Annotated in this window: 20 protein-coding genes; 7 read left to right on the forward strand and 13 right to left on the reverse strand. The window is 54.4% G+C overall.

The window, feature by feature from the left end:
- Positions 1 to 29: 29 nt before the first annotated feature.
- From cysC to cysD, 3 genes are read right to left on the reverse strand one after another with little or no spacing between them, the layout of a single operon-like run.
- Positions 30 to 635, reverse strand: a complete 606-nt coding sequence (cysC, locus tag CKO_RS17600) for an adenylyl-sulfate kinase (protein ID WP_012134866.1) — start codon at positions 633 to 635, stop codon at positions 30 to 32.
- The gene (cysN, locus tag CKO_RS17605; protein ID WP_012134867.1) at positions 635 to 2062 is read right to left on the reverse strand and encodes a sulfate adenylyltransferase subunit CysN; all 1428 of its coding nucleotides are present in this window, start codon (positions 2060 to 2062) and stop codon (positions 635 to 637) included. The genes cysC and cysN overlap by 1 nt, the downstream gene beginning before the upstream one ends.
- Before the next feature lie 9 nt (positions 2063 to 2071).
- Complete coding sequence (gene cysD / locus CKO_RS17610; protein WP_012134868.1) at positions 2072 to 2980, reverse strand: sulfate adenylyltransferase subunit CysD; 909 nt, start codon at positions 2978 to 2980, stop codon at positions 2072 to 2074.
- 253 nt (positions 2981 to 3233) lie between these two features.
- Here cysD and CKO_RS17615 point away from each other — a divergent pair, with 253 nt between their 5' ends.
- Positions 3234 to 4277: an aminopeptidase gene (locus tag CKO_RS17615; protein ID WP_012134869.1), complete on the forward strand. Its 1044-nt coding sequence runs from the start codon at positions 3234 to 3236 to the stop codon at positions 4275 to 4277.
- Between the two features lie 187 nt (positions 4278 to 4464).
- Here CKO_RS17615 and cysH read toward each other — a convergent pair whose 3' ends face one another.
- The 3 genes from cysH to cysJ all read right to left on the reverse strand — a co-directional run bounded on the left by cysH (position 4465) and on the right by cysJ (position 8818).
- The gene (gene cysH, locus CKO_RS17620; protein ID WP_012134870.1) at positions 4465 to 5199 is read right to left on the reverse strand and encodes a phosphoadenosine phosphosulfate reductase; all 735 of its coding nucleotides are present in this window, start codon (positions 5197 to 5199) and stop codon (positions 4465 to 4467) included.
- A 101-nt stretch (positions 5200 to 5300) separates the two neighbouring features.
- On the reverse strand, positions 5301 to 7013 hold the full coding sequence (cysI, locus tag CKO_RS17625; protein ID WP_012134872.1) for an assimilatory sulfite reductase (NADPH) hemoprotein subunit: 1713 nt from the start codon (positions 7011 to 7013) through the stop codon (positions 5301 to 5303).
- Positions 7013 to 8818, reverse strand: a complete 1806-nt coding sequence (cysJ, locus tag CKO_RS17630; protein ID WP_012134873.1) for an NADPH-dependent assimilatory sulfite reductase flavoprotein subunit — start codon at positions 8816 to 8818, stop codon at positions 7013 to 7015. The genes cysI and cysJ overlap by 1 nt, the downstream gene beginning before the upstream one ends.
- 307 nt (positions 8819 to 9125) lie before the next feature.
- On the opposite strand from cysJ, the gene queD reads away from it, so the two are divergent.
- From queD to CKO_RS17650, 4 genes are all read left to right on the forward strand, one after another.
- A complete protein-coding gene (gene queD / locus CKO_RS17635; protein WP_012134875.1) occupies positions 9126 to 9488 on the forward strand; it encodes a 6-carboxytetrahydropterin synthase QueD in 363 nt (120 codons plus the stop codon).
- An 81-nt stretch (positions 9489 to 9569) separates the two neighbouring features.
- Positions 9570 to 10841, forward strand: coding sequence for an FAD-dependent oxidoreductase (locus CKO_RS17640; protein WP_012134876.1), 1272 nt, complete (start codon positions 9570 to 9572; stop codon positions 10839 to 10841).
- Positions 10832 to 11092 carry a ferredoxin family protein gene (locus CKO_RS17645; protein ID WP_012134877.1) on the forward strand — a complete coding sequence of 87 codons (261 nt, stop codon included), beginning with the start codon at positions 10832 to 10834 and terminating at the stop codon, positions 11090 to 11092. Before CKO_RS17640 ends, CKO_RS17645 begins: the two co-directional genes overlap by 10 nt.
- An 82-nt stretch (positions 11093 to 11174) precedes the next feature.
- Complete coding sequence (locus CKO_RS17650) at positions 11175 to 11750, forward strand: glycerol-3-phosphate responsive antiterminator (protein WP_012134878.1); 576 nt, start codon at positions 11175 to 11177, stop codon at positions 11748 to 11750.
- Between the two features lie 119 nt (positions 11751 to 11869).
- On the opposite strand, the gene CKO_RS17655 is transcribed toward CKO_RS17650, so the two are convergent.
- From CKO_RS17655 to CKO_RS17675, 5 genes are all read right to left on the reverse strand, one after another.
- Positions 11870 to 12724, reverse strand: a complete 855-nt coding sequence (locus tag CKO_RS17655) for an electron transfer flavoprotein subunit alpha/FixB family protein (protein WP_012134880.1) — start codon at positions 12722 to 12724, stop codon at positions 11870 to 11872.
- Positions 12721 to 13503: an adenine nucleotide alpha hydrolase family protein gene (locus tag CKO_RS17660; RefSeq protein ID WP_012134881.1), complete on the reverse strand. Its 783-nt coding sequence runs from the start codon at positions 13501 to 13503 to the stop codon at positions 12721 to 12723. The genes CKO_RS17655 and CKO_RS17660 overlap by 4 nt, the downstream gene beginning before the upstream one ends.
- Positions 13481 to 14830: an MFS transporter gene (locus CKO_RS17665; RefSeq protein WP_024130900.1), complete on the reverse strand. Its 1350-nt coding sequence runs from the start codon at positions 14828 to 14830 to the stop codon at positions 13481 to 13483. The genes CKO_RS17660 and CKO_RS17665 overlap by 23 nt, the downstream gene beginning before the upstream one ends.
- A gap of 111 nt (positions 14831 to 14941) precedes the next feature.
- Positions 14942 to 16396 carry an FAD-binding oxidoreductase gene (locus CKO_RS17670; RefSeq protein ID WP_012134883.1) on the reverse strand — a complete coding sequence of 485 codons (1455 nt, stop codon included), beginning with the start codon at positions 16394 to 16396 and terminating at the stop codon, positions 14942 to 14944.
- Between the two features lie 63 nt (positions 16397 to 16459).
- Positions 16460 to 17245, reverse strand: a complete 786-nt coding sequence (locus CKO_RS17675) for an SDR family oxidoreductase (protein ID WP_012134885.1) — start codon at positions 17243 to 17245, stop codon at positions 16460 to 16462.
- A 318-nt stretch (positions 17246 to 17563) separates the two neighbouring features.
- Between CKO_RS17675 and CKO_RS17680 the strand changes: the two genes are divergently transcribed.
- Together CKO_RS17680 and CKO_RS17685 are read left to right on the forward strand one after the other, a co-directional pair.
- Positions 17564 to 18862 carry an MFS transporter gene (locus tag CKO_RS17680; protein WP_012134886.1) on the forward strand — a complete coding sequence of 433 codons (1299 nt, stop codon included), beginning with the start codon at positions 17564 to 17566 and terminating at the stop codon, positions 18860 to 18862.
- Between the two features lie 25 nt (positions 18863 to 18887).
- Positions 18888 to 20366, forward strand: coding sequence for an FGGY-family carbohydrate kinase (locus CKO_RS17685; RefSeq protein ID WP_024130901.1), 1479 nt, complete (start codon positions 18888 to 18890; stop codon positions 20364 to 20366).
- Positions 20367 to 20515: 149 nt separating this feature from the next.
- On the opposite strand, the gene queE is transcribed toward CKO_RS17685, so the two are convergent.
- On the reverse strand, positions 20516 to 21187 hold the full coding sequence (queE, locus tag CKO_RS17690) for a 7-carboxy-7-deazaguanine synthase QueE (RefSeq protein WP_012134888.1): 672 nt from the start codon (positions 21185 to 21187) through the stop codon (positions 20516 to 20518).
- Positions 21188 to 21323: 136 nt separating this feature from the next.
- Entirely contained in the window at positions 21324 to 22622 is a 1299-nt protein-coding gene (gene eno, locus CKO_RS17695; protein WP_012134889.1) for a phosphopyruvate hydratase, read from the reverse strand.
- Between the last annotated feature and the right edge of the window lie 41 nt (positions 22623 to 22663).

A 22663-nucleotide genomic window follows, 5' to 3' on the forward strand; every position in this document is an offset into this window, starting at 1 on the left:
CTCACCGGGCATACAAGCCCGGCGGTGTCTCAGGATCTGATAATATCGCCCTGTCTCAGTAGATCTAATAATTGGGCAACCAAATTTGTTACTAATTGTTCACCATCCAGATGAACTTCAGGCGATTCAGGCGTTTCATATACCGAATCAATGCCGGTGAAATTACGCAGTTCACCCGCCCTGGCCTTCTTGTACAACCCTTTAGGATCGCGCGCTTCACAGGTTGCCAGCGGCGTATCGACAAAAACCTCGATAAACCGCCCCTCCCCGATGCGCTCGCGCACCATCTGCCGCTCCGCGCGATGCGGCGAAATAAACGCCGTCAGCACCACCAGCCCGGCATCCACCATCAGGTTCGCAACCTCCCCCACCCGGCGGATATTCTCTTTACGGTCTGCGTCGCTAAAGCCAAGATCGCTGCACAGGCCGTGACGGACATTATCGCCATCCAGCAACCAGGTACTGATGCCCAGCTTATGCAGGGCCTCTTCCAGCGCGCCTGCAATCGTTGATTTCCCCGAACCGGAAAGTCCCGTAAACCAGACCACAGCCCCTTTATGCCCATGCAGCGCTTCACGATCTTCGCGCGTTACCGCATGGGCATGCCAGACGACGTTTTCGTCATGCAGCGCCATTACTTGCCTCCCAGCAAATCACGCGCGCCCCAGTGCGGGAAGTGGCGACGGATCAGCGCGTTCAGTTCCAGCTCAAAATCGCTGAACCCGGAAGGCGTCGCGGCGGTGTGCTCAATAGGCTCACGTACCAGCCCCGCGCCAACGGTCACGTTGGACAGCCGGTCGATGATGATTAACCCGCCAGTGACCGGGTTCTGCTGGTATGTATCCAGCACTAACGGTTCGTCAAAAGTCAGTTCGACCAGGCCGATACCGTTCAACGGCAGGCTTTCCACCTCGCGCTGGGTCAGGTTGTTGATATCAACCTGATGGCGAATGGCATCGACGCGCGCACGGGTCTTTTTACCGGCAATCTTGATGTCATAACTCTGCCCGGCCGACAGCGGTTGTTCCGCCATCCATACCACATCAACGGCGGCGCTCTGTACGGCTGGCAGGTTTTCGCCTGCATCCAGCAACAGATCGCCACGGCTGATGTCAATTTCATCTTTCAGCACCAGCGTAATCGCTTCACCGGCGTGCGCCTCTTGCAGATCGCCATCAAAGGTGACGATGCGCGCCACGTTGGATTCAACGCCGGACGGCAGAACTTTGATACGCTGCCCGACCTTCACGCTGCCGGAGGCCAGCGTTCCGGCATAACCACGGAAATCGAGGTTCGGCCGGTTCACATACTGTACCGGGAAGCGCATCGGCTGGGTGTCGACAACCCGCTGGATCTCAACCGTCTCCAGCACTTCCAGCAGCGTCGGGCCGTTGTACCACGGCATACTGGCGCTCTGGGTCGCGACGTTATCCCCTTCCAGCGCAGAGAGTGGCACAAAGCGGATGTCCCGGTTCCCCGGCAACTGCCCGGCAAACGTCAGGTAATCTTCGCGAATACGGGCGAACGTCTCCTCGCTGAACCCCACCAGATCCATCTTGTTGATCGCCACCACCAGGTGTTTAATGCCCAGCAGCGTAGAGATGAAACTGTGGCGGCGGGTCTGATCCAGCACGCCTTTGCGGGCGTCGATCAGCAGGATCGCCAGATCGCAGGTTGATGCGCCGGTCGCCATGTTACGCGTGTACTGCTCGTGCCCTGGCGTGTCGGCAATAATAAATTTGCGTTTCTCGGTCGAGAAATAGCGGTATGCCACATCAATGGTAATTCCCTGCTCGCGCTCAGCCTGCAACCCGTCGACCAGCAGCGCCAGATCGAGTTTTTCACCCTGGGTGCCATGACGCTTACTGTCGTTATGCAGCGACGAGAGCTGATCTTCATAAATCTGACGCGTATCGTGCAGCAGTCGGCCAATCAGCGTGCTTTTACCGTCATCGACGCTGCCGCAGGTCAAGAAGCGCAGCAGGCTTTTGTGTTGCTGGGCAACCATCCAGGCTTCGACGCCGCCTTCATTAGCGATTTGTTGTGCAAGTGTGGTGTTCATGGCGGCTCCTTAGAAATACCCCTGACGTTTCTTCAGCTCCATTGAGCCAGCCTGGTCGCGGTCAATCACGCGCCCCTGACGTTCACTGGTGGTCGAGACCAGCATCTCTTCAATAATTTCCGGCAGCGTCTGCGCGCTGGATTCCACCGCCCCCGTGAGCGGCCAGCAGCCGAGGGTACGGAAACGCACCATGCGTTTTTTGATCACCTCGCCGGGTTGCAGGTCAATACGATCGTCATCGATCATCATCAGCATGCCGTCGCGCTCCAGCACCGGGCGCTCAGCGGCCAGGTACAGCGGCACGATCTCGATATTTTCCAGCCAGATGTACTGCCAGATATCCTGCTCGGTCCAGTTAGAGAGCGGGAAAACGCGGATGCTTTCGCCTTTGTTAATCTGCCCGTTGTAGTTGTGCCATAGCTCCGGGCGCTGGTTTTTCGGGTCCCAGCGATGAAAACGGTCGCGGAAGGAGTAAATACGCTCTTTGGCGCGCGACTTCTCTTCGTCGCGGCGCGCGCCGCCGAACGCGGCGTCAAAGCCATATTTATCCAACGCCTGTTTCAACCCTTCGGTTTTCATAATATCGGTGTGTTTAGCGCTGCCGTGAACGAACGGGTTAATCCCCATCGCCACCCCTTCCGGGTTTTTATGCACCAGCAGTTCACAACCGTAGGCCTTTGCGGTGCGATCGCGGAATTCGTACATCTCACGAAACTTCCAGCCGGTATCAACGTGCAGCAGCGGAAACGGCAACGTACCTGGATAAAACGCTTTACGCGCCAGATGCAGCATGACGCTGGAATCTTTACCGATGGAATACATCATCACCGGATTAGAAAATTCGGCGGCCACCTCGCGAATGATATGGATGCTTTCCGCTTCCAGCTGCCGCAGGTGGGTGAGTCGTTTTTGGTCCATAACCGTTCCTTTGCAATACCGCTATTTTGCTAAACATTCAGATAACACGACTATAGGGAGCGCAGGAGAACGAATGAAATTACGAATTGGAATGAGTAGTTCCTCAAAGGAATAACGATTTGAGAAAGCAAATATCAAAAAATGCTTAACCCACCGAATTTAGGGCATTTCAGAGCAAATGAAATTGTTTTACGGCAATCACGGTTTCATACTAAGCGGGTAAAAATTTCTGCTCTGTATTTAAGGACTCACTATGTTTTCCGCATCGCGCCTCCGTGCAGCGCTCCTGGCGCTCGGCGTATGCTTTATCCTTCCCGCGCAGGCAACGTCACCGAAGCCTGGCGATATCGCCAATATTCAGGCACGACACATTGCAACATTCTTTCCCGGCAGAATGACCGGAACACCGGCGGAGATGCTCTCTGCCGATTATTTACGTCAGCAATTTGAGCAGATGGGATATCGCAGCGATATCCGAACATTTAATAGCCGCTATATTTATACCGCCAGGAATAATCGCAAGAACTGGCATAACGTGACGGGCAGTACCGTTATTGCGGCGCACGAAGGGAAAGCGCCGCAACAAATTATTATTATGGCGCACCTGGATACCTATGCGCCGCTGAGCGATGCTGATACCGACGCCAATCTCGGCGGTTTAACCTTGCAGGGCATTGACGATAACGCCGCCGGGCTGGGCGTGATGCTGGAACTGGCTGAACGCCTGAAAGACATCCCGACGCAGTACGGCATCCGCTTTATCGCCACCAGCGGTGAAGAAGAAGGAAAACTGGGCGCAGAAAACCTGCTTAAGCGGATGAGCGCCGCTGAGAAGAAAAATACGCTGCTGGTAATTAACCTTGATAACCTGATTGTCGGCGACAAACTCTACTTCAACAGCGGGCAGCAAACGCCGGAAGCCGTACGCAAACTGACGCGCGACCGGGCGCTGGCGATTGCGCGCAGCCACGGTATCGCCGCCGCGACCAATCCGGGTCTGAACAAGGATTACCCGAAAGGCACAGGCTGCTGCAACGACGCCGAAGTCTTCGATAAAGCCGGTATTTCCGTGCTGTCGGTTGAAGCCACCAACTGGAATCTGGGGAAAAAAGACGGCTATCAGCAGCGTGCGAAAACGCCTTCATTCCCGGCCGGAAACAGCTGGCACGATGTGCGTCTGGATAACCAACAGCACATCGACAAGGCGCTACCAGGAAGAATTGAACACCGCAGTCGCGATGTCGTGCGCATCATGTTGCCGCTGGTAAAAGAACTGGCGAAAGCCGGTAAAGCCTGATGTGTCGCCCGGTGGCGGCTACGCCTTACCGGGCCTACAGAGCTGCACTTGCCGGATGGCGGCATAAATGCCTTATCCGGCCTACAGACACTGTCTGGTAGGCCTGATAAGCGTAGCGCCATCAGGCAACAATCACCCTTCGTGCTGTCTGGTAGGCCTGATAAGCGCAGCGCCATCAGGCAAACAATCACCCTTCGTGCAGCCCGCACTCGCGCTTCAGCCCGAAGAATCGCGTCTCTTCTTCCGCCATGCCGGGCTCCCATTTACGGGTGGTGTGGGTATCGCCAACCGACAGATAGCCCTGATCCCATAGCGGATGGTATTTCAGACCGTGTTTTTGCAGATACTGGTACACCGTCCGGTTATCCCAGTCGATGATGGGCAGCACTTTAAAAACGCCGCGCTGAATCGCCAGCACTGGCAGATGTGCCCGGCTCCCGGATTGTTCGCGGCGCAGGCCAGCAAACCACGTTTGCGCGTTAAGCTCTTTTAACGCCCGGTTCATCGGCTCGACTTTGTTGATGTCATTGTATTTCTCAATGCCCTCAACGCCTTGCTCCCACAGTTTACCGTAGCGGGCTTCCTGCCAGGCCGCGCTTTCCGTCGCACGGTAGACTTTCAGGTTCAGATTCAGCTTTTCCGTCAGCTCATCAATAAACTGGTAGGTTTCCGGGAACAGATAGCCGGTATCGGTCAGGATAACCGGAATATCCGGGCGAACCTGGTTAACCAGATGCAGGCTGACCGCCGCCTGAATACCAAAGCTCGACGAGAGCACGTATTCACCGGGTAGATTCTCCAGCGCCCACGCCACGCGTCCTTCAGCATCCTGCTTTTCCAGCTGCGCGTTGGTTTCAGCCAGCGCCATGACGCGCTCGACTTTCGGCAATTCATTCAGGGCGTTTAGATCGAGTACGGACATAAGTTCCTCACTGTTTGCCTTGCCTGATGGCGCTGCGCTTATCAGGCCTACCGTCTACGTAGGCCTGATAAGGCATTTATGCCGCCATCCGGCGATGCACGTTATTCCCAGAAATCCCGGGCGGGATCGAGCACCGGGCGAATGATGCCCGCACGCACCGTAAAGTCGCCGAAGCCTTCACCCGCTTCGCGCTCTTTCACCCAGCGCCCAATCAGTTCATCCAGCGACGCCAGAATTTCCGGCTCGGTAATGTTCTCTTTGAACATACGCGGGATACGCGTTCCGATGCGATTGCCGCCCAGATGCAGGTTATAACGGCCCGGCGCTTTCCCCACCAGGCCGACTTCCGCCAGCATGGCGCGTCCGCAGCCATTTGGGCAGCCCGTCACGCGCAGCACGATGTGCTCATCGCTCACGCCGTGGTGGGTCATCAACGCGTCCACTTTATCGACAAAGGTCGGCAGGAAACGCTCCGCTTCCGCCATCGCCAGCGGGCAGGTCGGGAACGATACGCAGGCCATCGAGTTTTCACGCTGCGACGTGACCGCATTCATCAGGCCGTGGTTGCGCGCCAGTTTTTCAATCTTCGCTTTCTGGCTTTCCGGCACGCCGGCAATGATCAGGTTCTGGTTGGCGGTAATACGGAATTCGCCCTTGTGGATCTTCGCGATCTCCAGCAGACCGGTTTTCAGCGGGCGCCCCGGATAATCCAGAATACGGCCATTCTCAATAAACAGCGTCAGGTGCCATTTGTTGTCGATGCCTTTCACCCAACCGATGCGATCGCCGCGCCCGGTAAATTCATACGGGCGGATCGGTTCAAATTTGATGCCTGCACGACGCTCGACTTCCGCCTTGAACGTCTCGACCCCAACACGCTCCAGAGTGTATTTGGTTTTGGCGTTTTTACGATCGGTACGATTACCCCAGTCGCGCTGAGTCGTCACCACCGCTTCCGCCACCGCCAGGGTATGCTCCAGCGGCAGATAGCCGAACTCGCTCGCGGTGCGGGCATACGTTTTCTTGTTCCCGTGCTCAATGGAAAGCCCGCCGCCGACCAGCAGGTTAAAGCCCACCAGCTTGCCGTTTTCCGCCACGGCGACAAAGTTCATGTCGTTGGCGTGCAGATCGATGTCGTTCTGCGGCGGGATCACCACGGTCGTTTTGAACTTACGCGGCAGATAGGTCTGGCCGAGGATCGGCTCCTCATCCGTTGTGGCGACCTTTTCCTGATCAAGCCAGATCTCCGCATAGGCGCGAGTACGCGGCAGCAAATGCTCGGAGATCTTTTTCGCCCACTCATAGGCTTCGGCATGCAGCTCAGACTCATACGGGTTAGAGGTGCACAGCACGTTACGGTTCATGTCGTTGGCGGTCGCCAGCGCGTCCAGCCCAACGGAGTGCAGCATCTGATGTACCGGCTTCACGTTCTTTTTCAGAATGCCGTGGAACTGGAAGGTCTGACGGTTAGTCAGGCGAATGCTGCCGTAAATCGTATTTTCCGCGGCGAATTTATCGATCGCCTGCCACTGTCTGGTGGTGATAACCCCACCCGGCAGACGGCAACGCAGCAGCATCGCATGACGCGGCTCCAGCTTCTGCTCGGCGCGCTCGGCGCGAATGTCGCGGTCATCCTGCTGGTACATACCGTGAAAACGGATCAGCAGAAAGTTGTCGCCTTTAAAACCGCCGGTCAGGCCGTCATTCAAATCTTCAGCAATGGTGCCGCGCAGGTAGTTGCTCTCAAGCTTCATGCGCTCGGCATCTGCCAGTTTACCTTCGACCACCAGTGGGCCTGGATGTTTTTCGCTCATTAGTAGACATCTCGCTGATAACGGCGCTCAACGCGCAGCTCACTTAAAAATTCATCCGCCGCTTCGGCATCCATACCGCCGAATTCGGCAATCACTTCCAGCAGTGCCTGCTCAACGTCTTTCGCCATGCAATTCGCGTCGCCGCAGACATAAATGTGCGCGCCGTCATTAATCCAGCGCCACAGCTCTGCGCCCTGTTCGCGCAGTTTGTCTTGTACGTATATTTTTTCTTTTTGATCGCGGGACCAGGCCAGATCGATGCGGCTCAGGACGCCCTCTTTGACGTAGCGCTGCCATTCCACCTGGTAGAGGAAATCTTCGGTAAAGTGCGGGTTGCCAAAGAACAACCAGTTTTTACCCGGCGCTTCATCTGCCGCACGCTGCTGCATAAAGGCGCGGAAAGGGGCGATCCCGGTGCCTGGACCAATCATGATCACCGGTGTTTCCGGGTTGGCCGGCAGACGGAAATTATCGTTGTGTTCGATAAATACGCGCACTTCCCCTTCTTCTTCCACGCGGTCGGCCAGGAAGCTTGATGCCCCGCCCGCCCGCGCCCGGCCTTCTATTTCATAACGCACGGCGCCTACGGTGATATGCACTTCGCTCTCGACTTCCGCCTGGGAAGAGGCTATCGAGTAAAGACGCGGCGTCAGCGGGCGCAGCAGCCCCACCAGCGCGTCAGCATCCAGCTGAGCCGGAGAGAAACGCAGCATATCAACGATAGGCGTCGTCGCGGCGTAATGCTGCAACTGGGCTTTATCACCCACCAGCGGCAACAGCGATTCGCTGCGGGTCAGCGTGGCGTAGTTTTCCACGATATTGGCGGTGTTCACCGTCAGCTCAAAATGCCACTGCAAGGCTTCGGCAAGCGGCAGCACCTTACCGTTAACGGTGACCGGCTCCGTGCCTTTCAGCCAGACCAGTTCGACGATCTCTTTGACCAGTTCAGGATCGTTCTGATACCAGACGCCCAGGGCATCGCCCGGCTGATAACGCAGGCCAGAATCGCCCAGATCGATTTCGATATGGCGCACATCTTTTTCCGAGTCGCGGCCGGTGATTTTCTGATTGACGGCGAGCGAGGCGCTCAGCGGCGCTTCTTTGGTATAAGGGCTGGAATGCACGTCATTCACGGCCCCCGTTGCCGCGACAGCGACCTGCGCTGCCGATGCGCTCGGCGCACGCGCTTTCAGTACGTCAACAACGCGAGCCCGCCATTCTTGTGCCGCCGCCTGGTATTCCACATCCGCATCGACGCGATCGAGCAGACGCTCCCCCCCCAGTTCCGCCAGCTTGCTGTCGAAATCTTTACCCGCCTGGCAGAAAAATTCATAGGAGGTATCACCGAGGCCAAAGACGGCGAAGGCGGTGTTGTCGAGCTTCGGCGCTTTTTTAGAGAACAGAAACTTACGCAGCGCAACGGCTTCTTCCGGCGGCTCGCCTTCGCCCTGCGTGGACGCGACCACAACCAGCAGCTTTTCATTGGCGATCTGTTTGAATTTGTAGTCGCCCGCATTAACCAGCGTGACGCTCAGTTTCGCCGCCAGCAGGTCATCGCGCAGGGCTTCCGCCACGCGCCGCGCATTGCCGGTTTGCGATGCAGAAATAAGCGTAATACCCGGCATTTCAGCGACAGGCGCTGGCGTGGCGGCGAGCGTGCCCGGCTGCTGGTTCAGCATTCCCCAGAAATAGCCGGAAACCCAGGCAAGCTGGGTGGGAGAAAGATCGGTTGTGGCCGCCTGAAGGCGTGCCAGCTGCTCCGGGTTTAGCGGAAGCAAAGCGGATGGTGGGGCCTGTGTTGTCATGCGTCGTTATGTTCCAGTAGCAAAGCGGAATTTATGCAAAAAGACCAAACTAGCGATAAGGTTAACGGCGGGGATAATAACAATTAAAGAAGGGATGGAAATAACAAATAACCAAATGGACTAACCTGTTTTAGTTATAGTTATTAACAACAAAAGCGATTAAACAACCCATTGAAATAGAAAGAAATAATTCACGATTCTTGTGTAAATCTCATTATCCGCGCGTCAACGCCGTTTTAGTTAATGATAAAAAATGTGCTTTCCGGTACCCTACGGCGGTTTTTGTATTCTTGAGAGTTAATCATCCATGTCCACCACCTTGTTTAAAGATTTCACCTTTGAAGCCGCTCACCGCCTGCCCCACGTACCGGAAGGGCATAAATGTGGCCGCCTGCATGGTCATTCATTTATGGTGCGCCTTGAAATTACCGGTGACGTCGATCCGCATACCGGTTGGATCATGGATTTCGCCGAACTGAAAGCCGCGTTCAAACCGACGTACGATCGTCTGGATCATTATTATCTGAACGATATTCCAGGTCTGGAAAATCCAACCAGCGAAGTACTGGCAAAATGGATTTGGGATCAGGTTAAACCTGCCGTACCGCTGCTGAGCGCGGTAATGGTGAAAGAGACCTGCACAGCAGGCTGCGTGTATCGCGGCGAGTGATTTTTTCGTTTGTGTCGCGGGTCAATTTTCCTTAAATAACGTTATGTTAGGGTTGTGTTCTCAGGATTTCTGGAGCACAACATGGCTGACGATTTCGATATCATCATCATCGGTGCAGGGATAGCGGGCACCGCTTGTGCTTTACGCTGTGCGCGGACTGGACTCTCAGTCCTGCTGATTGAACGCGGTGAGTTTCCCGGCAGCAAAAATCTTTCCGGCGGTCGTTTATATTGTCATGCGCTCGCCGAACTTCTTCCCGACGTTCACCAGTCCGCCCCCCTTGAACGCCGTATCACTCAGGAAAACCTCACGCTATTAACCCGTGATGGCGCAACAACCTGGTCCAGCCTGCAACCAGACGGTGACTCATGGAGTCTGCTGCGCGCCCGCTTCGATCCCTGGTTTGTCGCTCAGGCCGAGGCCGCAGGGGTACAGTGCGTTAACGGCGTTACGGTTGAAGCGCTCCATATTGAAGATGGCCGAGTCTGCGGCGTCATGTGCGAAGATGAAACGCTGCGCGCCCGTTATGTCGTACTGGCAGAAGGAGCAAACAGCGTGCTGGCGGAACGGTATGGATTCCTGCCTCGCCCCGCCGCGACATCAATGGCGCTGGGGATCAAGGAGGTGCTGGCGCTGGATAAACAAACGCTTGAAGAGCGCTTCCGATTGTCCGGGGAGGAAGGTGCCGCCATGTTGTTTAGCGGAGAAATTTGCGGCGATCTCCCTGGCGGCGCGTTTCTTTATACCAACCAGGAGACGCTCTCTTTAGGCGTAGTGTGTCCACTCTCTTCTGTTGCGCAGAGCGACATTCCGACAGTCGAAATGCTGGAACGGCTCAAAGCACATCCAGCGCTGCGTCCTTTGCTCAGAGGCAGCGAAACGCTGGAGTACGGCGCACATCTGGTGCCGGAAGGCGGCTTACACAGCATGCCCGTCCAGTACGCAGGCGAAGGCTGGCTGCTGACAGGCGATGCGTTGCGCAGCTGCGTCAATACCGGCTTCTCCGTACGCGGTATGGATATGGCGCTCATCGGCGCTCAGGCGGCCGCGCAAACCCTGATTAACGCCTGCCAGAAACATGCGCCGCAAAATCTGTTCCCGGCCTATCATCAGGACATCCAGCACAGTCTGCTGTGGGAGGTTTTGCAACGCTATCGGGATGTTCCCGCGCTGTTGCAGCGCCCGGGATGGTATCGTCAATGGCCTGCATTAATGCAGGATATTTCTCACGAGCTCTGGCATCAGGGGCATCATCCTGTGCCGCCGCTGCGCCAGATCGTCTGGCGTCATTTTCGCCGTCACGGCCTGCGCCATCTGGCAGGCGATATTATCAGGAGCTTACGATGTCTGTAGCCCGCAACATCTGGCGCCCCGCCGATATTTCCCATATCGTTACGGCTGCCGCTGTCGACAGCAAAACGGCAGAACGGCTGATCACGTCCTGCCCCGCCGGACTCTTTTCCCGCACGCCGGAAGGGGGCCTGCAAGTCGACTTTCGCGGCTGCCTGGAGTGTGGCGCCTGTCGACTACTGTGTGATGAAAAAACGCTGCAACAGTGGCGCTACCCGGCATCTGGGTTTGGCATCACTTACCGATTTGGCTAATTTGATACTCTAAATAATTCGAGTTGCGAGGAAAGCCAACGCACCAGCAAATTGAAGTATGACGAGTATATAAGGATAATCTATGCCCCTGTTACACCTGCTCCGCCAGAATCCGGTGATTGCCGCCGTTAAAGATAACGCCAGCCTACAGTTAGCCATTGATTCCGAATGTCAGTTCATCTCCGTGCTGTACGGGAACATTTGCACCATCAGCGCGATTGTGAAGAAAATAAAAAATGCGGGTAAATATGCGTTTATCCACGTTGATCTGCTGGAGGGGGCGTCAAATAAAGAGGTCGTGATCCAGTTTTTAAAATTGGTCACCGAAGCGGATGGCATCATCAGCACGAAAGCGGCAATGCTGAAAGCCGCCAGAGCGGAAGGTTTTTTCTGTATTCACCGTCTGTTTATCGTTGATTCCATTTCATTTCACAATATTGATAAGCAGGTCGCGCAGTCAAACCCGGACTGTATTGAGATCCTGCCGGGCTGTATGCCGAAAGTGTTGGGCTGGGTGACAGAGAAGATACGCCAGCCGCTGATTGCCGGGGGGCTGGTATGCGATGAAGAAGACGCCCGCAATGCGATGAAAGCCGGTGTGGCGGCGCTTTCCACCACCAATACCGATGTCTGGACGTTAGCGAAACACCTTAATTAAGCCGGGCAACGCCGGATGGCGACGATAAATCGTCTTATCCGGCCTACACGTAGGCCTGATAAGCATAGTGCCATCAGGCATTTTGTAGCCTACACGTAGGCCTGATAAGCGTAGCGCCATCAGGCATTTTTGCAGCGGACCAACTCTTCCAGCACCGGTAGCCAGTCATCGACAATCCCGACATCCGCCTGCGAAAAAACCGGCGCGCTGGCATCGTGGTTTATCGCCACAACAAAACGGCTCTGGCGTACTCCGGCCATCAACGCCGCCGCCCCTGACGCGCCAGCCACGATACAGACATCCGGCGACAGCAGATGCCCCGATATTCCAGTCACGCGATCGGCATCAAAACCGCCGTTCATCACCCGCGCACGGCTGTACCCTACCTCAGCATCAAGCGCCTGACCAAGCGCGGTAATCTTATCTGCATCCGCTTCACTTCCCCCTTGCCCAACCACCAGTACGCGCCCGGCACGTAACAAAGGATGGGTAGTGACGCTATTTACGCTTTCCACCTTATCCAGCCAGTCGGGGGGCGCCGTGGGGGTAATCAGATATTCCGTCATCACAGGCAAGGAATGACCAGAAGTGCTCACCTCCGGCTGTCGCGCCAGCGACAGGCACAAAGGGCGCGCGGTAATTTGCAACGTTGCCGTCAGCGCATTCCCCCAATGGGATTTTTTCACCAGGCCTTGTCGCACATCCACAGCCTGAACCTGACAGAGGCTGCCGCCATGCAGACGCCAGGCGAGTCGCGTCGCCAGTTCATCGCCCGGACTACCTGCCGGAAAGATCAGCATATCAACAGGTGTCCGCAGCCATTGCGCCGCCAGCGCATCCAGCACCTGCTCTGCAACATCCGGCACGGGATCGATAATCCAGCGCTCCAGTTCTGCGGTGCAAAGCGCATTCTCTGCGATCCAGCTCGCCATCGCCGCACACTCATGCGAGTCAGTAATGATAGCAATTTTCATGACGGCATCCTCTGGCGCAAATAATCCGCCCATAGCCTCCGGGCTTTTTCCTGTGCCGTCGCGCCGCTGATAATCGTTGCATGCCGCCGCTGTTCCGGTCTCTCCAGACGCAGGCACTGAACCGCTGGTGTTGTCTCAACCACAACGCTCCGACGCACGACGTCTGCTTTCGCCGCCGCCAGACGCTGGCGCATCCCCGGTACGGGAAGCGCCACTTCACCACACTGCCTGACGGCGATGACGGCCGGGAACCGTACCCGACAACGCCGAAGCCCGGTCATCGTTCGCTGCTCAACCACAATAAAAGGAGGCTCAAGCGTAAAACGCTCCACCTGGGTAAAACAGGGCCACGCCAGCATTTCAGCAACCAGAAATGGCGTCTGACTGTTCTGACCCTCGCTACTCTGACAGCCCGTTATAATCAGATCCGCACCGTGATTACGCTGCCAGTCGGCAATGTTCCTGGCGACAAATTCGGGAGCAAACCGCAGGTCTGCCGTCGTCTCCAGCAACACCGGCGTCTCAAAACCCAGCGCGACAAAATAACGTAACCAGTGGAGCGCCCGCTCATCGCCGATGCTTAACGCAGTCAACGTCATCTCACAGCCCCCATTGCGCTGAGCCAGCAGCAACGCTGCCGCCGCCTGTTCATCCGCACCTGGGGAGCAACGCAGCAAGGAGACATCCGGGCCGTGGGTATCCGCCGTCGCCGCCTGCCAGTCTTTCTCCGCCAACATACCGGGATCGGGCTCTGCCTTAAACGCTAACAGAATGTTCATTCACACCTCCCTGTCTTTTGTCCACACTCCCGGCAGCCACCAGCGGCAGCGCCTTGGTTTCCGGCGCCCACAGCCAGGTCACCACAAATCCGATGACTAATACCCCAGCCAGCAGTAATAGCGTAACCTGCATTCCCCACTGCGCCAGCGTCCAGGGCAACAAACTGGTGCTGATCGCCGCCCCTAATCGGCTCATTGCCGTGGCAAACCCGACGCCCAGGGAACGAATATCCGTCGGGAAGCTTTCCGCAGGCAGAACCCCCACCAGATTGCTGACGGCAGAAATGGTGGTACTGAACAACACAAACAGCAACAGCGTCAGGCTGCTTCCCGCCGGTAAACAAGCCATGACGACAAGCGTCGCGGCGAGCAGCATAAAACTGCCGAGCAGAAATTGGCGGTGCGCCAACAGGTGTGTTAACAACAGCCCCAGCAGCGCGCCAACAATCAGCAGCGCGTTAAGCATCAGGCTGGCGGTTAGCGCATTTTCAAGACCGATCGTTTGTGCAATGGTGGGAAGCCAGGTGTAAATCACAAACCACGGGATCACCAGGCAGACAAAGAACACGCTGTTAAACGCGGTTCTTCGCCAGTAATGCGTTGAAAATAGCGTTTTGATATGTCTGCTCGTCGGCGCCGCCACCTCATCGCCGAGCAGCACATGCGTGCCAAAATAGCGGTGCACAATCGCATACGCTTCTGTTATCCGCCCCTGACGCATCAGCCAGCGAGGCGACTCCGGCGTTCCCCAGCGTAAGAACGTAATGCACAGCGCGGGTAATGATGCCGATGCCAGCAGCCAGCGCCAGGCATCCGGCGTTTCCTGAATAAAATGATGCCCCACCAGGCTCGCCAGAACATAGCCGATAGTCCACACCACACTGAATGCGCCCAGTAATATTCCCCGATGGCGACGCGGCGCAAATTCAGCCAGCAATGTATGACCAACCGAGTAGTCACCGCCAAGGCCGATACCAATCAGAATGCGCAAGCCAATAAGCTGTTCCGGCGTTGTGGCAAAAAACTGTAGGAAAGAGGCGATGGTTATCAGCATAAAGCTGAAGGTAAAAATTTTCTGACGCCCGATATAATCAGATACCCATCCCAGGATCAGGCTACCGAGAAAAAGTCCAACCAGCGCCGAGCCGCCAATCATCCCTTCCATAAAAGGCGTCAGTTGCATGGCGGGGGTCAGTTGGATCATGGCATAGCCGACGACGCCTAATACATAGCCATCGGTCAAATGCGCGCCGAATGTCAGCGCAGCAATGCGGCAATGAAAACCATTCAGCGGTAAATCATCCATTCGCACCGGTGAAGTGTTCATCGTAGCCCCTTCATTGTCCGGTAAAGTCGCGGCTTCCCGGTTGAGAAGCCGTTTATACGCTTCGCCCTTTAAGCTGCCTGATGCAGCTTAAAGGATTTTGCGTATAACTCTCTATTTTTCAATCGGGTAGATCGTGCCTGTATTCATAATACCGTTTGGATCAAACTGGCGCTTGAGACCTTCCAGCAGCGGCCAGGCGCTACCGTGTTCCAGCTTGCTCCAGTGAACGCGGTGCTTACCAATGCCGTGGTGATGCACCATTGAGCCGCCAAGACGGATCGTCTCTTCGCAGATGATCTTGTTGAGCGGGTTATGGTATTTATCAATCTCCTCTTCCGGCTTGCAGTCCACCACGTTGTAGTCATACACAAAATACATGTTGGTGCCGTTGATATAGCTGTGAGAAGAGTGGCCGCCCAGCATGGTGATATCGTCCGCATGCGGGAACTCGGTACGGATACGGTTGATCACGCTTTCGTAGATTTGATGGATGCAGCTCCAGCAACCAGATACTTCCGTCGTAAAGCCCATATTGCCGGTTTTCAGGATCTGTACGCGTTCGGCAGCCACTTTTTCCGGCCCCCAGTTCAGATGGTTGAACCAGTTTTCGATAAGTTTGCTGTCCACCCGCTGGCACTGCGGGTAGCGCGCCACGATCTCTGCAATCCCTTCGCCGGTGGCTTGCGCCAGTCGCGGATTGCCTTCAGCCATAAAAATCAGCACACATTTGCCGTCGGCAAAATGCGTGAAGTGCTGGGTTCCATCTTCGGCGTCGTACAGGCGCGCAATGGAGGGGCGATAGCCTTCCACCATGACTTCACGCAGGATGTCGAAACCGGTTTTCATGTCGTCCAGCACATAGCCGTAGTAGAGGTTGTTTTCGGGCGTGAACTTAAAGATTTTCACTGTGACTTCAGTGATGTAGCACAGCGCGCCTTCGTTCCCAATGATGATATGGCGGATATCCGGCCCGGCCGCCCGGCGAGGCACGTTTTTGATGCGGGTAATGGTTCCGTCCGCCAGCACGGCTTCCAGCCCCACCACCATATCTTCAATCGCGCCGTACAGCGTGGAGAACTGGCCGATACTGCGGGTGGCGACCAGACCGCCCATCTGCGCCAGCGGCTTAGACTGCGGCGAGTGCCCGGTGGTATAGCCTTTTTCACGCAGCGCGTTTTCCAGAATCTCAAGCGGTACGCCACATTGCGCGGTTGCCTGCATGTTTTCGATATCAATACTCAGGATTTGATTCATCCCTGCGCCGTCCAGCACCACAGAATCTTTGACGACAGTTTCCAGACCGCCTTCCGTCGCAGATGCGCCGGTACGCGGCACGCCATTGATTTTATGCTGATTCATGAATGCCAGAACACGAGAGACCTGCTCCGTCGAACCGAGCTTAACCACGGCCGCCGGAATGGGCAGCGTGTAAACGCCGTGAATATCCGCATATTTGCGAAAACGGTCAATACTGTTTTTCTTTAATACGGTTTCATCCGTAATAACACGCCCGGAACCCACAATTTCTTTTAACTGGTCAACAATCGCTTCACGGGATAATGACATAATAAATCCTTCCTGATAGTCAATGCAGAATAAAATAAAAACCAGAAACCACCGATATTAAAATTAACGCACCAGATAACCGCCATCGACAACCAAAAGATGACCATTAACATAATTTGATGCCTGACTGGCGAGGAATATCGCCGCCCCCATAAGATCCTGAGTATCACCCCAACGATTGGCCGGAATATGATCCAATACACGCTGATTAGTTTCCGGGTTACTGCGGGTTGCCAGCGTAATATCAGTGGCATAATAACCCGGCGCAATACCGTTAACCTGAATATTATATTGCCCAAGCTCATCGCAATATGCTTTGGTAAAACCAGCAAGCGCATGCTTGGTTGCTGAATAAGCCGGAGACCACTGCCCGCCAAGATAAGAGAACAAAGAGCAGATATTAATAATTTTCCCGCTATTTTGTGGGATCATAATTTTTGCCGCTTCATAGCTCAGCTCAAACGCCGCAGTCAGGTTAACATCAATCATCGGGTCCCAGTCCGCGCGGCCAAAGTCCAGAACCTTATTCAGCTTACAGATCCCGGCGTTGTTCACCAGAATATCTACCGTGCCAAAACGCTCGCAGCAGGCGGCAATAATCTTCTGCGGCGCGCCTTTCTCGGTGATGTCCACTTGCATGAACGCCACTTCAACACCTTGTGCTTCAATGAGTTCTTTCGTTTCACCGTTATCCTTTACGAAGCTGGGAATAAAAAGATTGGCTCCGGCTTTCGCCAGCGCCATCGCGAAAGCCTGACCCAGACCACTGTTCCCGCCCGTTACAATTGCCGTTTTCCCTTTCAGGGAGAAAAAATCCATTGAGAATGCATTGAGAGATTCGATCGACATAGTTGGCTCCAAATTCCTTCAGGCAAAAAAAAAAGAAAGGTAACTTCCCCCGCGAGAGGGAAGTTACCTTTCTCATTATCTCTGGTAACTGGCGTAAATTTTTAGCACAACCTCCAGACATCTAATGTGATCGTAATCACAGATGAACCGTTCGCTTTGTAATTATGGTAAAAAACAAGAAGCGTGATTATTCTCACACTATAAGCTGCCCTTCCATGCTATTTCTAACGTAATTACTAGAGACCTGAGAAAAGTAATCCTCCTGAAAAGGCGGCTTACTTTTCTCTTTTTTTTGTCCATTACAAATGGGAATTCGATATGCAACACAACTCATATCGCCGCTGGATAACCCTCGCCATTATTAGTTTTAGCGGTGGCGTCAGTTTTGATCTGGCTTATTTACGCTATATATATCAAATTCCCATGGCAAAATTTATGGGATTTAGCAATACCGAAATAGGGCTAATAATGAGTACCTTTGGTGTTGCTGCTATTATTCTTTATGCGCCCAGCGGAATCATCGCCGATAAATTTTCCCATCGCAAAATGATTACCTCCGCAATGATTATTACCGGACTACTCGGTCTGGTCATGGCGACGTATCCACCGCTATGGGTCATGCTGTGCATTCAGGTCGCGTTCGCGATTACGACAATCCTGATGCTGTGGTCCGTATCCATTAAAGCCGCGTCGCTGCTTGGCGATCACAGTGAACAAGGCAAAATTATGGGCTGGATGGAAGGGCTGCGCGGCGTCGGCGTGATGTCGCTGGCAGTGTTTACCATGTGGGTCTTTTCTCGCTTCGCGCCGGATGACAGCAACAGCCTGAAAACGGTGATTCTGATTTACAGCGTGGTCTATATCCTGCTGGGTATCCTGTGCTGGTTCTTCGTCAGCGATGGTCATCATCACAGCAGCGCGGCAAAAGAAGAGAAAAAATCATTCCAGCTCAGCGATATTCTGGCCGTGTTACGCATCAGCACCACCTGGTATTGCAGCATGGTCATCTTCGGTGTCTTTACGATCTATGCCATCCTCAGCTACTCCACCAACTACCTGACCGAAATGTATGGCATGTCGCTGGTCGCCGCGAGTTACATGGGCATTGTGATCAACAAAATTTTCCGCGCTATCTGTGGCCCGCTGGGCGGCATCATTACCACTTACAGCAAAATTAAATCGCCGACGCGCGTCATTCAGCTTCTCTCCATTGTCGGAGCCGTCGCGCTTATTGCGCTGCTGGCCACCAACTCAAATCCACAGTCTGTCGTGATGGGGATCGGCCTGATTCTGCTGTTGGGCTTCACCTGCTACGCCTCACGCGGGCTTTACTGGGCCTGCCCTGGTGAAGCCAGAACGCCGTCTTACATCATGGGAACGACGGTAGGTATCTGCTCGGTTATCGGTTTTCTACCCGACGTTTTTGTTTATCCGATCGTAGGCCACTGGCAGGACACGCTCCCGGCAGCGGAAGCCTATCGCAACATGTGGCTGATGGGACTGGCGGCGCTGTGTATGGTGATTCTGTTTACCTTTTTGCTCTTTCGCAAAATTCGTACCGCTAACGCCACACCGGAAAAGATGACATCGCTGGCCGCAGAAGCCTCCGGCGAGTGAAGAGAGAAAATTAAGGAGAATGACAATGTCGAAGAAATACATCATTGGAATTGATGGCGGAAGTCAGAGTACGAAGGTCGTGATGTACGATCTCGAAGGGAATGTGGTGTGCGAAGGGAAAGGATTGTTACAGCCCATGTATACACCCGATGCCAATACGGCAGAACATCCTGATGATGATTTATGGACGTCTTTATGCTCCGCAGGGCAAGACCTGATGAGTCAGTTTTCGGGTGACAGAAAAGACATTGCTGGAATCGGTCTGGGTTCCATCCGTTGCTGTCGCGCATTATTAAAAGCCGACGGCACGCCCGCAGCTCCGCTGATTAGCTGGCAGGACGCGCGCGTAACCCGTCCCTACGAGCATACCAACCCCGATGTGGCTTATGTCACCTCATTTTCAGGTTATCTGTCGCATCGCTTAACCGGTGAGTTTAAAGACAATATCGCCAACTACTTTGGGCAGTGGCCGGTGGATTACAAAACCTGGGCGTGGAGCGATGACGATGAGGTGATGAAGAAGTTCAACATTCCGCGCAGGATGCTGTTTGACGTCCAGATGCCGGGAAGCGTGCTTGGTCATCTGACTGAAGCCGCCGCCCTGGCAACGGGTTTCCCTGTCGGCTTGCCCGTGGTCTGCACTACCAGCGACAAACCGGTGGAAGCACTGGGCGCAGGATTGCTGGACGATGAAACCGCAGTTATCTCATTAGGCACCTATATCGCCCTGATGATGAACGGCAAAGCGCTCCCCAAAGATCCGGTCGCTTACTGGCCGATTATGTCTTCTATTCCCGAAACCCTGCTCTATGAAGGCTACGGTATTCGTAAAGGCATGTGGACGGTCAGTTGGCTGCGGGATATGTTGGGCGAATCACTGATTCAGGACGCCAAAGCACAGGGGCTGTCGCCGGAAGATTTACTCAATAAGAAAGCGGCCGGCGTACCGCCTGGCTGTAACGGTTTAATGACGGTTCTCGACTGGCTAACCAATCCCTGGGAACCGTTCAAGCGAGGAATCATGATCGGCTTTGATTCCAGCATGGATTACGCATGGATTTACCGTTCTATTCTGGAGAGCGTTGCGCTGACGCTGAAAAACAACTACGACAATATGTGCAATGAAATGAACCACTTTGCTAAACATGTGATCATCACCGGGGGTGGTTCGAATAGCGACCTGTTTATGCAAATCTTTGCCGATGTGTTCAATCTCCCCGCCAGACGCAATGTGATAAATGGTTGCGCGAGTCTGGGAGCGGCAATTAACACGGCCATAGGGCTTGGTCTGTACCCGAACTATGAGACCGCGGTTGAAAAAATGGTGCGGGTAAAAGATGTGTTTATGCCGATAGAGAGCAATGCCAGACGCTATGACGCACTGAATAAAGGGATTTTCCGCGACTTAACGCAATACACCGATGTGATTTTGAAAAAGTCGTATGAAGTGCTGCATGGCAATCTGGATAACGTCGATTCGATTCAAAGCTGGTCGAACGCGTAGCATTCCTTATCTCGCGTCTTATCCGGCCTGTAAATGAACGGGCGAACGTGCCGGATGGCGACGCGTTGCGTCTTATCCGGCCTACAAATGAGTATGACCGTAGGCCGGGCAAGCGAAGCGCCCCCGGCAAGCGCGCTAACGATTTTTTATCACGCAATATTCAGATATTTGTGCGTCTGCATTGATAAGCGCCAGTTACGCACGATACAGGTTTCAATGCACAGACGCGTCGCGTCTTCTTTCTGGCTGATTGGCTGCAAGGCAATGATTCGCGGCTTATCGTCGCTCAGCGTCGCCAATAGCTCATCCAGCGCTTCAATATCACGGACGCGACCAACAGGGTGCTTGATTTCATTCGCACGCTCCAGCGCCTGCGACAGGACATCATAGCCACCGCGCATATTCACCTTCGGCGAGACCGTCACCCAGGTATTCGGCGTACAGCGCACCTCGTGGGTACCGCTGGTTTCAATCTGACAGCTGAATCCATTCTTCTCAAGTAAATCGGTCAATGGCATCAGGTCATGGATACAGGGCTCTCCGCCGGTGATCACGACATGACGCGCGGTATACCCCTGTCGGCTTATCACCGCCAGCAGGTCTTCACTACTTGCCGCGCCCCACTTGTCGCTCTCTTTGGTCTTCGCCAGGATGCTGTATAACGACACTTCCCGATCTTCAAGCTTATCCCAGGTGTGTTTGGTATCGCACCAGGCACAGCCAACCGGGCATCCCTGTAAACGGATAAAAATGGCGGGGACGCCGGTAAAGTAACCCTCACCTTGCAGGGTCTGGAACATCTCGTTAATCGGGTACTGCATAGCATTCTCTGTTAAGGGGATAATCAGTGATTATCGCAGAAAGCCTCGCTAAGGTCATGCACAGCAACTGCGCCAAACGCACGCCATAAAAAAACCCGCCGGAGCGGGTTTTTTACGTTAAGAGTGAAGAGCAGGATTACGCCTGACCTTTGATCTCTTTACGACCGTTGTACGGCGCTTTTTCGCCCAGCGCTTCTTCGATACGAATCAGCTGGTTGTATTTAGCAACACGGTCAGAACGGCTCATAGAACCGGTTTTGATCTGGCCTGCTGCGGTACCAACAGCCAAGTCAGCGATGGTCGCGTCTTCAGTTTCGCCAGAACGGTGAGAGATAACGGCAGTGTAGCCAGCGTCTTTCGCCATCTTGATAGCAGCCAGCGTTTCGGTCAGAGAACCGATCTGGTTGAATTTGATCAGGATGGAGTTAACGATGCCTTTGTCGATACCTTCTTTCAGGATCTTGGTGTTGGTTACGAACAGGTCGTCACCAACCAGCTGGATTTTGTCGCCCAGCACTTTGGTCTGGTATGCGAAACCGTCCCAGTCAGACTCGTCCAGACCGTCTTCGATGGAAACGATCGGGTACTGTTTGGTCAGGTCTTCCAGGAAGTGAGTGAATTCTTCAGAGGTGAATGCTTTGTTGCCTTCGCCAGCCAGAACGTATTTGCCGTCTTTGTAGAATTCAGATGCTGCGCAGTCCATCGCCAGAGTGATGTCTTTGCCCAGCTCGTAGCCAGCAGCTTTAACCGCTTCAGCGATAACAGCCAGTGCTTCAGCGTTGGAGCCCAGGTTCGGCGCATAGCCGCCTTCGTCACCAACAGCAGTGTTCATACCTTTAGCTTTCAGAACTTTAGCCAGGTTGTGGAACACTTCAGAACCCATACGCACTGCTTCTTTCAGGGTTTTAGCGCCAACCGGCTGAATCATGAATTCCTGGATATCAACGTTGTTGTCAGCGTGCTCGCCGCCGTTGATGATGTTCATCATCGGAACCGGCATGGAGTATTTACCCGGGGTGCCGTTCAGTTCAGCGATGTGCTCGTACAGCGGCTGACCTTTAGAGGCCGCAGCGGCTTTGGCGTTAGCCAGAGACACAGCCAGGATCGCGTTCGCACCGAAGTTAGATTTGTTTTCAGTACCATCCAGGTCGATCATGATTTTATCAATGCCAGCCTGATCTTTGGCGTCTTTGCCAAGGATTGCCTGAGCGATCGGGCCGTTAACCGCTGCAACAGCTTTGGTTACGCCTTTACCCAGGAAACGGGATTTGTCGCCATCGCGCAGTTCCAGCGCTTCGCGGGAACCCGTAGAAGCACCTGACGGAGCGGCTGCCATACCAACGAAACCACCTTCCAGGTGTACTTCGGCTTCAACAGTCGGGTTACCACGGGAGTCGATGATTTCACGACCGATGACTTTAACGATTTTGGACATTAGGTTTTCCTCAGTACAAGTTAAACTAAAACTCCAGACAA

This window comes from Citrobacter koseri ATCC BAA-895, assembly GCF_000018045.1.
In the GTDB taxonomy this organism is placed as follows: Bacteria; Pseudomonadota; Gammaproteobacteria; order Enterobacterales; family Enterobacteriaceae; genus Citrobacter_B; species Citrobacter_B koseri.